Source organism: Shinella sp. (genome assembly GCF_052438155.1).
GTDB lineage: Bacteria > Pseudomonadota > Alphaproteobacteria > Rhizobiales > Rhizobiaceae > Shinella.
In genome coordinates this window covers 68,834-82,719 of record NZ_JBQVPI010000014.1, presented here as the reverse complement: position 1 = coordinate 82,719, position 13,886 = coordinate 68,834, and the positions used below count along the sequence as shown (strand labels likewise).

16 protein-coding genes are annotated in these 13,886 nt (G+C 60.8%); 14 read left to right on the top strand and 2 right to left on the bottom strand.

The features are described 5' to 3' along the window. Window positions 1–99 precede the first annotated feature (99 nt). The 13 genes from ACT6VE_RS22485 (at window position 100) to ACT6VE_RS22425 (ending at window position 10,482) form a co-directional block, all read left to right on the top strand. A complete protein-coding gene (locus ACT6VE_RS22485) occupies window positions 100–1,308 on the top strand; it encodes a flagellar hook protein FlgE (protein WP_444800650.1) in 1,209 nt (402 codons plus the stop codon). A gap of 42 nt (window positions 1,309–1,350) precedes the next feature. Beyond that, window positions 1,351–2,763 carry a flagellar hook-associated protein FlgK gene (flgK, locus tag ACT6VE_RS22480; protein WP_444800649.1) on the top strand — a complete coding sequence of 471 codons (1,413 nt, stop codon included), beginning with the start codon at window positions 1,351–1,353 and terminating at the stop codon, window positions 2,761–2,763. A 3-nt stretch (window positions 2,764–2,766) separates the two neighbouring features. Then, window positions 2,767–3,822, top strand: a complete 1,056-nt coding sequence (locus tag ACT6VE_RS22475; RefSeq protein WP_444800648.1) for a flagellar hook-associated family protein — start codon at window positions 2,767–2,769, stop codon at window positions 3,820–3,822. Window positions 3,823–3,860: 38 nt separating this feature from the next. Next, on the top strand, window positions 3,861–4,214 hold the full coding sequence (gene flaF, locus ACT6VE_RS22470) for a flagellar biosynthesis regulator FlaF (RefSeq protein WP_444800647.1): 354 nt from the start codon (window positions 3,861–3,863) through the stop codon (window positions 4,212–4,214). Beyond that, window positions 4,211–4,657 (top strand): flagellar biosynthesis repressor FlbT, encoded by a 447-nt coding sequence (gene flbT / locus ACT6VE_RS22465; protein ID WP_444800646.1) that lies wholly within the window; start codon window positions 4,211–4,213, stop codon window positions 4,655–4,657. Before flaF ends, flbT begins: the two co-directional genes overlap by 4 nt. Next, window positions 4,651–5,097: a flagellar hook assembly protein FlgD gene (gene flgD / locus ACT6VE_RS22460; protein WP_444800645.1), complete on the top strand. Its 447-nt coding sequence runs from the start codon at window positions 4,651–4,653 to the stop codon at window positions 5,095–5,097. Before flbT ends, flgD begins: the two co-directional genes overlap by 7 nt. Then, window positions 5,094–5,360: a flagellar biosynthesis protein FliQ gene (gene fliQ / locus ACT6VE_RS22455; RefSeq protein ID WP_069059937.1), complete on the top strand. Its 267-nt coding sequence runs from the start codon at window positions 5,094–5,096 to the stop codon at window positions 5,358–5,360. Before flgD ends, fliQ begins: the two co-directional genes overlap by 4 nt. Before the next feature lie 140 nt (window positions 5,361–5,500). Beyond that, complete coding sequence (gene flhA, locus ACT6VE_RS22450; RefSeq protein ID WP_444800644.1) at window positions 5,501–7,588, top strand: flagellar biosynthesis protein FlhA; 2,088 nt, start codon at window positions 5,501–5,503, stop codon at window positions 7,586–7,588. Continuing rightward, window positions 7,585–8,340: a flagellar biosynthetic protein FliR gene (gene fliR, locus ACT6VE_RS22445; protein ID WP_444800643.1), complete on the top strand. Its 756-nt coding sequence runs from the start codon at window positions 7,585–7,587 to the stop codon at window positions 8,338–8,340. Before flhA ends, fliR begins: the two co-directional genes overlap by 4 nt. Window positions 8,341–8,342: 2 nt before the next feature. Next, the gene (locus tag ACT6VE_RS22440; RefSeq protein ID WP_444800642.1) at window positions 8,343–8,741 is read left to right on the top strand and encodes a hypothetical protein; all 399 of its coding nucleotides are present in this window, start codon (window positions 8,343–8,345) and stop codon (window positions 8,739–8,741) included. Window positions 8,742–9,016: 275 nt separating this feature from the next. Beyond that, window positions 9,017–9,571: a rod-binding protein gene (locus ACT6VE_RS22435; RefSeq protein WP_444800641.1), complete on the top strand. Its 555-nt coding sequence runs from the start codon at window positions 9,017–9,019 to the stop codon at window positions 9,569–9,571. 15 nt (window positions 9,572–9,586) lie between these two features. Next, window positions 9,587–9,955 carry a hypothetical protein gene (locus tag ACT6VE_RS22430; RefSeq protein WP_444800640.1) on the top strand — a complete coding sequence of 123 codons (369 nt, stop codon included), beginning with the start codon at window positions 9,587–9,589 and terminating at the stop codon, window positions 9,953–9,955. Then, a complete protein-coding gene (locus ACT6VE_RS22425; RefSeq protein ID WP_444800639.1) occupies window positions 9,952–10,482 on the top strand; it encodes a hypothetical protein in 531 nt (176 codons plus the stop codon). Before ACT6VE_RS22430 ends, ACT6VE_RS22425 begins: the two co-directional genes overlap by 4 nt. 49 nt (window positions 10,483–10,531) lie before the next feature. Here ACT6VE_RS22425 and ACT6VE_RS22420 read toward each other — a convergent pair whose 3' ends face one another. After that, window positions 10,532–11,341: a WecB/TagA/CpsF family glycosyltransferase gene (locus tag ACT6VE_RS22420; RefSeq protein ID WP_444800638.1), complete on the bottom strand. Its 810-nt coding sequence runs from the start codon at window positions 11,339–11,341 to the stop codon at window positions 10,532–10,534. Between the two features lie 538 nt (window positions 11,342–11,879). Between ACT6VE_RS22420 and folD the strand changes: the two genes are divergently transcribed. Next, on the top strand, window positions 11,880–12,779 hold the full coding sequence (gene folD, locus ACT6VE_RS22415) for a bifunctional methylenetetrahydrofolate dehydrogenase/methenyltetrahydrofolate cyclohydrolase FolD (protein WP_444800637.1): 900 nt from the start codon (window positions 11,880–11,882) through the stop codon (window positions 12,777–12,779). 73 nt (window positions 12,780–12,852) lie between these two features. Here the strand turns inward: folD and ACT6VE_RS22410 are convergent, their stop codons facing one another. Next, window positions 12,853–13,881, bottom strand: coding sequence for a substrate-binding domain-containing protein (locus ACT6VE_RS22410; protein WP_444800636.1), 1,029 nt, complete (start codon window positions 13,879–13,881; stop codon window positions 12,853–12,855). Window positions 13,882–13,886: the final 5 nt, after the last annotated feature.

Here is a 13,886-nt window from a genome sequence, read left to right as displayed (position 1 = left end):
ATCAGGATTGCCGGCTGGCGGGGAATGCGGACCCCGGCAGCCAGCTTCACGCAAGGCCCGTCCCATAGGGTCGAAGTACGAGACGAACGGGGATATGAGATGAGTCTTTACGGCACGATGAGAACGGGTGTTTCCGGCATGAACGCACAGGCGAATCGCCTGAGCACCGTTGCCGACAACATCGCCAACGCGAATACGACGGGCTACAAGAAGGCCTCGACCCAGTTCTCCTCCCTGATTCTGCCTTCGACGGGCGGCGCCTACAATTCTGGCGGCGTAACCACGGATGTGCGTTATTCCATCTCGGCGCAGGGCACCTTCACCTACACGACCTCATCGACGGATCTTGCCATCAACGGCAAGGGCTTCTTCATTGTCGAAGGCACGGACGGCCAGGAATACATGACCCGCGCCGGCGCCTTCACCATGATGGATGACGGCTCGCTGCAGAATTCCGCCGGCTACACGCTGATGGGCTACGAATATTCCTCGACCGAGGACCCGACGATCGTCGTCAACGGCTTCGACGGTTTGCAGCAGATCAACCTGTCGTCCAGTGCGCTGAACGCCAAGGGTTCGACCGCTGGTGCGCTCGACGTCAACCTGCCGTCCAACGAGCCGGATGGCTACGAGAAGAAGACTTCGCTCGTCGCCTATGACAGCCAGGGCAACAAGCGCCTTATCGAATTCACCTACACGAAAACCGGCGACAATGCCTGGTCGGTCGACGCGACCTATGATGGCGCTTCGGTGTTGGCAGGTGGCACCCCCATTGCAATGACCTTCGATTCGGAGGGCAAGCTTCTGACGCCGTCGCCGGCGACGATCACCACGACGGCGGAAGTCATCGACGGGGCAAACCTCAACGCACTCGCCATCAGCATTGGTGGTTCGAGCCAGCTCGCCTCCGCCTTCGACGTGTCCAACGGCAAGATCGACGGCAACGGCGCCAGCAAGGTAACCGGCTACGAAATCAGCGACGACGGCGTCGTCTCGCTGAAATACAGCAACGGCGAACTGACGCCGAAGTATCGCATCGCCATGGCTTCGGTACAGAGCCCCGACAACCTGAAGCCACTGCCGGGCAACGTCTATTCGCAGAGCAACGAATCGGGCGTCGTCGTCATGGGGTATGCCGGCACCAACGGCTACGGCAGCATCATCTCCGGCGCGCTGGAAGACTCCAATGTCGACATTGCCGAAGAGCTGACAAGCATGATCGAGTCGCAGCGTAACTACACGGCGAACTCGAAGGTCTTCCAGACCGGCTCGGAACTCATGGAAGTCCTCGTCAACCTCAAGAGATAAGGCGGTTTAAACCCGCGCGCATTCCAGAGTTAGGTAGCAACGATGTCGCTTTCAGCAGCAATGAAGACTGCTCAGTCCAGTTTCTCCAACGTCGGCTTGCAATCCGCCGTCGCGTCGAAGAACATTGCCAATGCAAGCGACACGGCCTACGCCCGCCGCTCGGCGATCCTCGCCACGGCGGCGACCGGCGCGTCGGTGGTCGAAACGCAACGTGCCCAGAACGAGGCGTTGCTGAAGCAGAACCTGCTCAGCATCTCCAAGTCCTCCGGGCAGGATACGCTGCTTTCCGGCCTGACGCGGATGAAGACCATGCTCGGCGGGGAGGATTACGAACTCGCCCCGTCGACCTATCTCGCCAAGCTGCGCGACAACCTCCAGACGTTTGCCGACAAGCCGAACGAAGTCTCGCTCGCCGAGACCGTCGTGGCGGACGCAATCGACGTCGCGAACGCGTTGAACACCACCTCGCAGGCGCTGCAGAAGCTGCGCGCCGAAGCGGATGCGGACATCGCGACTTCGGTCACGGAACTCAACCGCCTGCTCGGGGAATTCAAGACCTACAACGACCAGGTCAAGCAGGGCACCGCTGCCGGTACGGACGTCAACGATGCGCTCGACCAGCGTGACAAGCTGCTGACCCAGATCTCGTCGATCGTCGGCGTCAGCACCATGCGGCGGGCGAACAACGATCTCGCGCTCTACACGAGCGACGGAACGGTGCTCTTCGAAACCGCTGCACGCACGGTGACCTTCGCACCGACGCCGACCTATACGGCGGCCGTGACGGGCAACCAGATCTATATCGACGGCGTCGCCGTCCAGGCGGGCACCGGCGGCAACACAAGCGCTCAAGGCTCGATTGCCGCGCTCCTGCAGATTCGCGACAACGCAGCGCCGACCTTCCAGAAGCAGCTCGACGAAATCGCCCGCGGCGTCATCACGATGTTCTCCGAGGCCGGAGACGAAGGTCTGTTCATCAGCAACGGCCTGCCGGCGCTGACGGATCCGGGCCTCTCGACCGTCATCCGGGTGAACCCCGATGTCATATCGAACGAGGGCGGCAATCCGATGCTGCTCCGCGACGGCATCAACACCAACTATAACGTCGACAACAATGCGAGCTTTTCGGAGCTGCTGAACGGGTATGCCGCTGCCTTCGAGGCACCGATGACCTTCGATCCGGCGGCCGCGATCGACACGTCGGCGACCATCCTCGCCTTCGGCACGTCGTCGGTTGGCTGGCTGGAGCAGCTTCGCAGTGCTGCGACGACGGCGGGCGACGACAAGTCGGCGCTCCTCGGCCGCACCCAGGAAGCCCTCCTCAATGTGACCGCCGTCAGCCTCGACGAGGAGCTCGCGCTGCTTCTCGACCTCGAGCAGTCCTACAAAGCGTCGGCGAAACTCGTAGCAGCGGTCGATGAGATGATCGCGGCGCTTCTTCAAGCGGCGGGCTAAGTTATGAAGGCTTCTTTCGTTTCGAACATGTCCCTTCAGAATGCGATGCGGCTCACCGTGGCCACGGCGCAGAAGGAGATGCTGAAAGTCCAGGAGGAAAGCGTTACCGGGCGTCATTCGGACGTCGGTGCTGTCCTCGGCGCCAAGACCGCACGCACGCTCAACCTGCACCGCGATCTCCAGCGCATGGAATCGCTGAAAAGCACGAACGCGCTCACCACGCAGCGCCTCTCCGCCTCGCAGGAATCCCTGGGCACGATGTCGACGGCGGCGAACGACGCCATGGGCGTGTTGATCGCGCTCTCCGGCATCACCTCCGCCGATCAGCTGCAACTGGCGCAGAAGAACCTCGGCAGCGCCCTCCAGACGTTCACGGCCGCTGCAAACACCTCCTTCAGCGGCGAATATCTCTTCGCCGGCATCAATTCCGACGTGATGCCGCTCAACGACTATTTCCAGGAATCGCCCGTTTCCGACGCCAAGACTGAATTCGACGCGGCCTTCCTCGCGCATTTCGGCTTCGATCAGGATGACAACGCCGTCGCCACCATCGATCCGGCGGACATGCAGTCCTTCATCGACACCCTCGAAGCGAGCTTCACGAGCGTGGATTGGCAGAACGACTGGTCGAACGCTTCCAGCGAGAACATGGAAAGCCGCGTCAGCACATCGGAGACCGTGCAGAGTTCGACCAACACCAATGCGGACGGCATGCGCTACATGGCGCTCGGCCTCGTGCTGGGGCAGGAACTGCTGGCGCTCAACATCAGCGAAGGCGCGCGCAAGGTCGTCAGCGACTCGTCGATCGATTACATGGGCAGGGCGATTTCCGGCATTGACGGCGAGCGCAGCAAGCTCGGCATCTCCGAAGCGCGTGTTGCGCAGGCCAACACCTCACTTGGCGCCCAGATCACCATTCTGAGCAACAGCATCAAGGACATGGAAGGTATCGATACCTACGAGGCGGCCACGCGTGTCACCACGCTCGAATCGCAGCTTTCGCTCGCCTACACGCTGACCTCGAGGATCCAGAACCTGAGCCTGCTGAATTACCTCTGATGAACCAGAGGGTACGGACACACATGAAGGATGTCTGAATGTACCAGTTTTCATATGCCGAGATCATGGAGGAGGGCGTCGCCGTCTCGAAAGATCGGGAACGACAGGTTCTCGACCGTTCGATCGCGCTCCTCAAGACGGCAATGGCGTCCGATGGCGGCAACTACGGCAAAGAGGCGGTGGAGGCTATATACTTCACACGCCGCGTCTGGATCCGCTTCATCGAAGACCTCGGAAACCCGGAGAACCAGCTCCAAGACGAGCTGAGGGCCAATCTTATCTCGATCGCAATCTGGATTCTCAAGGAAATCGAAAAGATCCGCAAACGCGAATCTTCGAACTTCCAGGGCATCATCGACATCACCACCATCATCAAGGATGGCATCAAATGAAAAGTACCCTGCGTATATCGCTGAAGTCCGGTGAGCGCATTTTCGTCAACGGCGCCGTTTTGAGGGTCGACCGCAAGGTGGCGGTCGAGTTCCTGAACGACGTCACATTCCTCCTGGAGAACCACGTTCTCCAGCCGGAACAGGCGACAACGCCGCTTCGCCAGCTCTACTTCATCGCGCAGATGGCATTGATCAACCCGGAAGGCGCCGAACAGTCGATCGCCATGTTCCGCAAGTCGGTCATCATGCTGCTCTCCTGCTTCAAGAACGAGGAAGTGCTGGCCGAGCTGAAGCGCGTCGATGGGCTCGTTACCCAGGACCGCGTCTTCGAAGCGCTGAAGGCAATCCGTGGGCTTTACCCGCTCGAGGATCGTATCCTCAACAATCACGAAATGGCGCCGGCCACGATCGAACAGATCCGCAGGGAGATTGCACCATGGTAACGCCCGTCGGCGCCGCATCGGGCGCCAACACCCCCTATACGCCCGGCGTCACCGGTGCCGATTCCGGCACCGACGAGAAGACCGCGACGCTGAACTACGAGAGCTTCCTGAAGCTGCTCGTCGCGCAGATGAAGAACCAGGATCCGACCGAGCCGATGGACGCGACCCAGCAGATGGCGCAGCTTGCGACCTTCTCGCAGGTCGAACAGACCATCAAGACGAACAAGAACCTGGAAAGCCTGCTCCAGCGCACGTCGCTGCAGGAAGCCAACTCCGTGATCGGCCGCACCGTGACCAGCGAAGACGGCAAGATCACTGGTGTGGTGAAGGAAGTGACACTATACAATGACGGCATTGTCGCGAAGCTTGATTCGGGCAAGACGCTCGTCATCGGGCCGGGCGTGAAGATCAGCGACGGAAAAAGCGATACCAAGACGTGAATGAGGCAGACGCCCTCGATATAGCGCAGGCAGCCATCTGGACGGTCATCGCGGCCTCCGGCCCGGCCGTGCTTGCCGCCATGATCGTGGGCGTCGCCATTGCCTTTGTGCAGGCACTGACCCAGGTGCAGGAAATGACCCTCACCTTCGTGCCGAAAATCCTCGCGATCTTCGTGACGATCGCCATCTCGGCCCCCTTTATCGGCGCCCAGATTTCCATTTTTACCGATCTCGTCTTTTCCCGCATAGAAAGCGGCTTCTAGAGCGCTAGCGCTTTTACGCGGCGCCGGACGCAATGCTTCTTCCCAACCTTCGCGCAAGCTTCGGCCTGTAGGTCATGGGGTGAAATGGGCGGTGCGTGTGACGCGCCGCAGCCTCTCATGACGAGACGGGAAGCATTTAAATGGCGCAAGTACCGGCAATCAATATTCCGAAGGTCAGCCCGAATGGCCGCGATATCGCGTTCGCCATCGGCATCCTGACGATCCTGTCGATCCTCTTCCTGCCGATCCCGCCCTTCATGATCGATATCGGTCTGGCGTTTTCCATCGCCTTTTCGGTGCTGATCCTGATGGTTTCGCTGTGGATCCAGCGACCGCTGGAATTCTCGTCCTTCCCGACCGTGTTGCTGATCGCGACCATGATACGCCTCGCGCTCAACATCGCGACGACGCGCGTCATCCTCTCGCACGGCAATGAAGGGCATGATGCGGCGGGCGGTGTGATCGCCGGTTTTGCCAGCCTCGTCATGTCCGGTGACTTCGTCATCGGTATTATCGTCTTCATGATCCTCATCGTGGTGAACTTCATCGTCATCACCAAGGGTGCGACGCGTATCGCGGAAGTCGGCGCGCGCTTCACCCTCGATGCCATCCCCGGCAAGCAGATGTCGATCGACGCCGACCTGTCCGCCGGCCTCATCGACGAGAAGCAGGCGCAGCTGCGCCGCCGCGAGCTGGAGGAGGAAAGCTCCTTCTTCGGTTCCATGGACGGTGCGTCGAAGTTCGTGCGCGGCGACGCCATCGCCGGCCTGCTCATCACCGCCATCAACGTTTTCGGCGGCATCATCATCGGCTATTTCCGCCACGGCATGGAACTGGGCGAGGCGGCTGACGTCTTCGTCAAGCTGTCCGTCGGCGACGGTCTCGTTTCGCAGATCCCCGCCCTCATCGTTTCGCTTGCCGCCGGCCTTATCGTCTCGCGCGGCGGCACCGCGGGCTCCACCGACCAGGCCGTCGTCAACCAGCTCTCCGGCTATCCGCGCGCACTCTTCGTTGCGTCCGGCCTGATGATTCTCCTTGCGCTCATTCCGGGCCTGCCGTTCTTTCCCTTCATGTCGCTTGGCGGTCTCATGGCCTTCGGCGCCTGGGTCATCCCGCGCCGCATCGAGGCGGAAAACCGCATCAAGCGCGATCAGGAGGCCCAGCAGGTCCAGCAGACGCGCGATCAGGAGAAGGATTCGGTCAAGTCGGTACTGAAGACCGCCGAAATCGAGCTTCTGCTCGGCAAGCAGGTTTCCACGCGCCTGCTCGGTGCTCACCAGGAACTCGCCTTCCGCGTCGGCAAGATGCGCAAGAAGTTCGCCGGGCAATACGGCTTCGTCGTGCCAGAAATCAAGGTGTCCGACGACATCTCGATCCCGGACAAGTCCTACCAGATCCGCATTCACGGCACGACGATCGCATCGAACATCGTGCGTGTCGGCGAAGTGCTCGTCGTGACCGGCGGCGGCCGCAAGCCGAGCGTGCCGGGCGACGATATCCGTGAACCCGCTTTCGGCATGCCGGCCGTCTCGATCCTCGAAACCTTTGCCGACGACCTGCGCCGCGAAGGCTTCCACCCGATCGACAACGTTTCGGTGGTGCTGACGCACCTGTCCGAAGTCATCCGCAACAACCTGCCGCAGCTTCTGTCCTACAAGGACGTGAAGGTGCTGATCGAGCGCCTCGATCCGGAATACCGCAAGCTCGCCGACGAGATCTGCTCGTCGCACATGTCCTATTCCGGCCTGCAGGCCGTGCTGAAGCTGCTGCTCGCCGAGCGCGTCTCCATCCGCAACCTGCATCTCATTCTGGAAGCGGTTGCCGAACTCGCGCCGCATGTCCGCAAGACCGAGCAGATCGTCGAACATGTCCGCATCCGCATGGCGCAGCAGATCTGCGGCGACCTCACGGACAATGGCGTGTTGCCGGTGCTGCGCCTCGGCAACAAATGGGACATGGTCTTCCACCAGGCGCTGAAGCGCGATTCGAAGGGCGAAATCGTCGAGTTCGACATCGATCCGCGCCAGCTCGAAGAGTTTTCCGAGCAGGCGACCCGAGTTATCCGCGAGTTTCTCGACCGCGGCACCCCGTTTGTACTGGTCACGTCGCCCGAATCCCGCTCTTATGTGCGCATGATCGTCGAACGCCTGTTTGCCACATTGCCGGTTCTCTCGCATGTCGAGCTCGCCAAGGGCATCGAGATCAAGATCCTCGGCTCCATTTCATGATAACGGACCCGCAGGGCACGGTGCTGGCGCTGTTCGCCGCCTTTTGCCGTGTCGGCGGGTGTTTCATGCTGCTGCCGGGCTTTTCCTCGGCACGCCTCTCCATGCAGATCCGGCTTCTCCTGGCGGTGGCGATCTCCATGGGCGTACTGCCGATCCTGTGGGACACGATCTATCCGCGGACTTCATCGGGCTCGATCGCCAGCTACCTGACGCTGATCGTCTTCGAGACGCTGACCGGCGCGGTCATCGGCCTCATCGCCCGCTACTACGTGCTCGGCCTGCAATTTGCCGGCACGGTGCTGACCATGATGATGGGCTTCAATGCGCCGCCGACGCCGGATGTCCTGGAAGACACCGCCGAAAACCAGCTGACGAACCTGCTGTCCTTTGCCGGCCTGCTGGTGCTCTTCATGCTGGATTTCCACCACGTCGTTCTCAGGGCGCTGATCGAGTCCTATAATGTCATGCCGCTCGGGGCGGGCTTCAATCCTCAGAGCGCGCTGATCACGCTCACCGATACGCTGAGCCAGACCTTCATGATCATGCTCAGGCTGGCGAGCCCCTTCATTCTCTACGGTCTGGTGTTCAACGTCTCGGTCGGCCTCGTCAACAAGCTGGCGCCGCAGATCCCGATCTACTTCGTCTCGCTGCCCTTCATCATCATGGGTGGCCTGTTCCTGCTCTATTTCGGCCTCTCCTCGCTGCTCGAGATTTTCGCGGCAGGCTTTGTTCCGGTCTTCAGGGGAGAGTGACGATGGCGCAGAGCCGTTCCGAAAAGCTCAAGCGCCTCGTCAACGTGCAGCGTCATCTCGAAAAGATGGCGGAGATCGATCTCGCCACCACCACCCGCCAGCGTGAGGAGGTGGCCCAGACCATGGAAGCCGTGGCGGAGGCGATCAACTCGCTCAATCCGGTACACAGAGGCTTTTCCAAGCACTATTCCAGCCAGCACAGCAAACTCCAGCAACAGGACCAGATGCTGGCCAACGTGCAGCAGATGCACGAGATGCGCGTGGTGCGTGAACGCACCAAGGGCGACCGCATGGACGAGCACAGGAAGGAAGCCCGCAGCGCCGAAGATCGCGAGGCTGCGGACGATGCGATCTACGACCTCATCGACCAGCACATTGCCTACAAGCGCGGTGATGAATAGGGCTTTCTGCAAGTCCCTGTAAGACAAGGCGATTTACCGCGGCCTTATCAAGCTTGCGTCAAAATGGATTTCACTGCTGCCCTCGTCACGGCTTCGTCATTTGCCACCAGCCTCCCGTAAGGTTGAGCAGCGATAGTCGCATCCGGACGATGACGAGGTTTGCCGAAGCTGCCGCTTGTGTGGCGCGGGTAAACCGGATGTCCAAACGGTCAGAAGCCGGCGAACCGCCATGAGGACGGGTCCGGCGCGCAGGATTCACCTGAAAGGCTCTAGACGTGGCAATTTCTCCCCCCAGTGATCTGGTGCTCGATGTCGTGCGCGCTGCCGATCCGACGCTAGTTCAGGAAGCGCAAGCCAAGCTGAAATCGAACAAGGCCGCCTTCGAAGCGACGAGCCTTGCCGAAGCGGGTGCCGGTTTCCAGGCCGCCGTCGGCATTCTCAACCGGGATTCGGCGAGCACGCACGCATCCGCCGGCGTTTCCGCCGTGGGCGGCAAGGTCGTGCCGGAACATATGCGCAAGTTCGAAACCATGGTTTTGCAGAATTTCGTGAAGTCCATGATGCCGGCTGAAAGCGAAGAGATTTACGGCAAGGGCACAGCCGGCGAGATGTGGCGCGGCATGATGGCCGACCAGCTCGGCGAAGCGCTTTCCAAGGGCGGCGGCATCGGCATTGCCGCGAGCCTTGCAAAGAGCAGCGGCATAGGTGCCGCTTCCCCCGAAAAGGACAAGAATACCGACCGTGTCGCCACCGGCATGGTTGATGCTCTGCAGCGCAAGGTCTTCGCCGACCTGACGCCGGGCATCAAAGAACAAGACACCAAAGCGTAAGCGGAGAACAACAAAATGGAACAGGCTAGCAACGAAATCCGAATCCGCACCGTCCTTGGCCGGCTTGAGACGATCATCGACAACGAGAACGACAATATCGGCAGCGATCCCGAGTTCGATCTGCCGACCTCGAACGCCCACAAGAGCCGCTGCCTCTACGAACTCTCCATGCTGACGCGCGACGTGCGCCCCGACGAGGTTCCGGCCAGCTTCTCGCCCCAGCTAGGCCGTGTGCGTGAAAAGCTCGCCACCAACGCGCAGCGCGTTTCCGCCCATCTGGACGCTGTGCGCGAAGTGGTCACCATCCTGAAGAATGCGGTGCAGGACCTCGAGGCTGACGGCACCTATTCGCAGGAACAGTTCCGCGTGAGCTACGGCACATGATCAAGCTCATCGGCACCGGCGTCTGGATCCTCGTCATCACGCTTGCCTCGGTCTACTTCTCGCTGAAGATGGCCTCGGCGCCCAAGGTGGATACGGAAGCTGCCGAGCGCGAGGCGGCGATGGAATTCGTGACAGGCTATACGACGACCGTACCGGTGATCGGTGAGGGTGGCGTCCATGGCTACCTGCTGACCAAGCTCGCCTACAAGGCGAACAAGGTGCTTGCCGCAAAGCAGGTCGTGCCCGTGCCGCAGATGATCACCGACGAGCTTTACACGCTGCTCGTCGGCAAGAAGATGATCGACGTGGCGAATACCGGAAGCTTCGATATCGATGCTTTCCGGGGCGTCGTGAAGGAAGGGCTGAACCGTCGTTTTGGCGCCGAGGTTATTGCCGAGGTCTATGTCGAGCAGATCGACTACATTACGACCGCTTCGGTGCAGGATCCCGCGCCCAAGAAAGGCGTGACCCTCCTCAAGGGTGAGGTTCCGGCCGGCCAGCAGACGGAAAAAAGCAGTGGGCACTGAAGCCAGCCGCTCTTATGATGCATGACTATTCTCGTGAAAGCCGGCTGCTTCAGAGCAGGCCGGCTTTTGCCGTATCGTCCCGGCGACGCTTCACCACCATGCCAGAAAGCTTGTAGCGCATGACGTGGTACAGGAAGACCGGGTTGCCGAGAATGTAGCGCCGCCACAGGCGGGTCGGTTCCTGAAGGAGCCGGTAGAGCCATTCGAGCCGGAGGCGACGAATACCGAGAGGTGCCCGCCGCACATCACCCGCAACGAAATCAAAAAGCGCGCCAACGCTGAGAACCAGCCGCGCATGGCCGGGGCCGACATGCCGGTCGATCCACTTCTCCTGCGCCGGACTGCCCATGGCAACCAACAGGATGTCCACCTTGGCGTCCCGCACCTGCTCCATGACTTCGTCGGACTTTTCGCGGTCGAAGTAGCCATCGGAAATCGGGATGAATTCGTGCCACGGCGCGTGATGGCGGAAGTTTTCCGCTGCCCGCATCAATGTTGCCTTGCGGGTACCGATCAGGGCGACGCGCATCGGGCGGGTGATATAGGTTAGCAATGCCGGCACGAAGTCCGTGCCGTTGAGGTTCGCCGGAAATTTGCGACCGTGAAACACCATGGAGGCGATATCGACGCCATGGCCGTCCGGGAGGACGACCTGCCGTTCGAGTACAGCGCGATAGTCAGGGTCGCGCATCATCAGGTTGGCATTGTTGGCGTTGATGAAGGCGATGACGGTCTGGCCGAAGGGCATGGTCGCGACCTCTTCGGCAAAGGCGAAGGCATCGGCCCAGTCCAGCTCGCAGACCGGCAGGCCCAGAATGTCACGCTGCGAAGCCACGATGTTACCCGATGCGAGGTTCATAACAGGATTCCTTGTACCGCGACCGCAAGCGTGGGAAGGCCAGCTCCAACGACCGTCATGGTCTGCCGGGCGGCGCATTCGATGAATAGAGTGGGAAAGGGCTTCATGCTGCTCCCGCAATGCTTGTGCTGCTGTCACCGGATTTAGCAATTCCCCCTGAAAGGGCTTTTAAGGAATTCTTTAAAAGGTCGGCGACCCCATTCACGGTTGGCTAACCATGCTGGTTTTCAGATGTATAAGTCATTGATATATATTGAAATTATAACGCAGCCATGGGCGTTGATCACCTACCTTGACGCGAAAATATTTGCACGCCGTGCTTCAAAAAAGGACTCTTTCGCCGCCTTGAGAGGTTCCTTCACGCCACCGGAATGCCCTGTCATGGCTGACAGGAAAGCGTGCGTTAATAAATTGGGCAGGTTGTTTCCGGCGGGAGGTGCTTGAAATTATCTGTTTTGGACAGCATAGGGCGTTAAAAGGCCATTCCGTCGCGCGGCCGCTCCGGTAGAGTGGGCGCACGTCATTCAGGGAGAGAAATGTGACCACCATTATCGATGGGAAGCAGGTTGCCGCTTCCGTGATTGACACTGTGAAGTCCGCGTCCGCCACTCTGGAGAAGGATACAGGCGTCAAGCCCGGCCTCGCCGTCGTCATCGTCGGCAACGACCCAGCCAGCCACGCCTATGTCTCCTCCAAGAGCCGCATGGCCAAGGAATGCGGCTTCACCTCCATCCAGCACACGCTGCCGGAGGAGACAACACAGGACGAACTCGCCCGTCTCGTCGAGACTCTGAATGCCGACGAAAACATCCACGGCATCCTCGTCCAGCTGCCGCTGCCGAAACATCTCAATTCCGATCCGATCATCCAGTCGATCAAGCCTGAGAAGGACGTCGATGGCCTGCATGTCGTCAATGCCGGCAAGCTGGCGACCGGCGATCTCGATGGCGGCCTCGTTTCCTGCACGCCGGCCGGTGCCATGGTTTTCGTGCGCCGCACATATGGCAACGATCTTTCCGGCCTGAATGCCGTGGTGGTCGGCCGTTCCAACCTCTTCGGCAAGCCGATGTCCGCGCTGCTGCTCGCGGCCAACGCGACGGTGACGACCGCGCATTCACGCACGAAGGACCTCGCTGCCGTCTGCCGCAATGCCGATATTCTGGTCGCTGCTGTCGGTCGCCCGGAAATGGTGAAGGCCGACTGGGTGAAGCCCGGCGCCACCGTCATCGACGTCGGCATCAACCGCATTCCGGCACCGGAAAAGGGCGAGGGCAAGTCGCGCATGGTGGGCGACGTCGCCTTCGAGGAGTGCGCCAAGGTGGCTGGTGTCATAACCCCGGTCCCCGGTGGTGTCGGCCCGATGACCATTGCCATGCTGATGGCCAACACCCTCATCGCCGCCTATCGCAAGGCTGGCAAAACGCCGCCGAAGTTCTGAAGAAAAAAGAGTTGCGCCGCTGAGGCGCATTCCCACCTTCCCCGTGAGGGGAGGGTAGAGCGCTGTCGCGCTGCTACCTCTCCATTGGCGCCGGCCCGGTCGAGGCGCGAACGATGAGATCTGTCTTCCAGAGTTCCTGTTGGGGAAGTGTCTCGATCTGGAGAATGTCGGCGATGAGGCGGCGGGCGATGCGCTGGCCGGCTGCGCGCAACGACGAGCGGGTCGTCGTCAGCGGTACCATGAAGTTCTCCGGTTTCAGCATGGGCAGCACGTCGTCATGGGCGATCAGCGAAATGTCCACGCCGAGCTTCAGTCCTGCCTGGTTGATTGCCCGCACGGCCCCGAGTGCCAGAACCGTACTGGAACAGAGCACGGCCGTTGGCGGTGTTTCGAGCCGGAGAAAGCGCTCCATGGCGTGAAAGCCGTGTTCGTCCGTCATCTGCGAATGCTGTACGCACTCCTCACGCAGCACGAGGCCCTGCTCGGCAAGCGCACGCGCGGTGCCTTTCTTGCGACGGATCGAGAAGGCGAGATAGTCCGGGCCGTTGAGCAGCGCAAAATGCCGGTGGCCGAGTTGCACGAGCAGGCGCGCGGCATCGTAGAAGGCGCCGGTATTGTCGATGTCGAGGAACGGATAGTCGTTCGGCACGCCGATCGAGCGGCCATGCACGACGAAGGGTGTCTTCAGCGTCTTCATCATCGCGATGCGCGGATCCTTCTCGCGCATATAGGCGAGGAAGAGCGCATCCACATTGCCGCTTGCGACCAGCCGCCGGCAGGTCGCCACCTCTTCGTCAGGATGGCTCGGATTGATGACGAAATGGAAGTCGTGCTTGACTGCCTCGTCGCCGAGGCCAGCCAGGAATTCACCGAAATGCACGTCTGACTCGATGCCATCCGCCGTCGGCATGACGAGGCCGATCGAGCCGGCACGGCCCGTTGCAAGGCGCTGGGCGGCGCGGTTCGGCCGGTATCCGGTCTCCCGGACGGCATCGAGCACACGCTGGCGCGTCTCCGCGTTGACTTCCGGATAACCGTTCAGCGCCCTGCTCACGGTTGTCTGAGACAGGCCCAGCAACTGCGATAATTGCTTGAGATTCACATGCT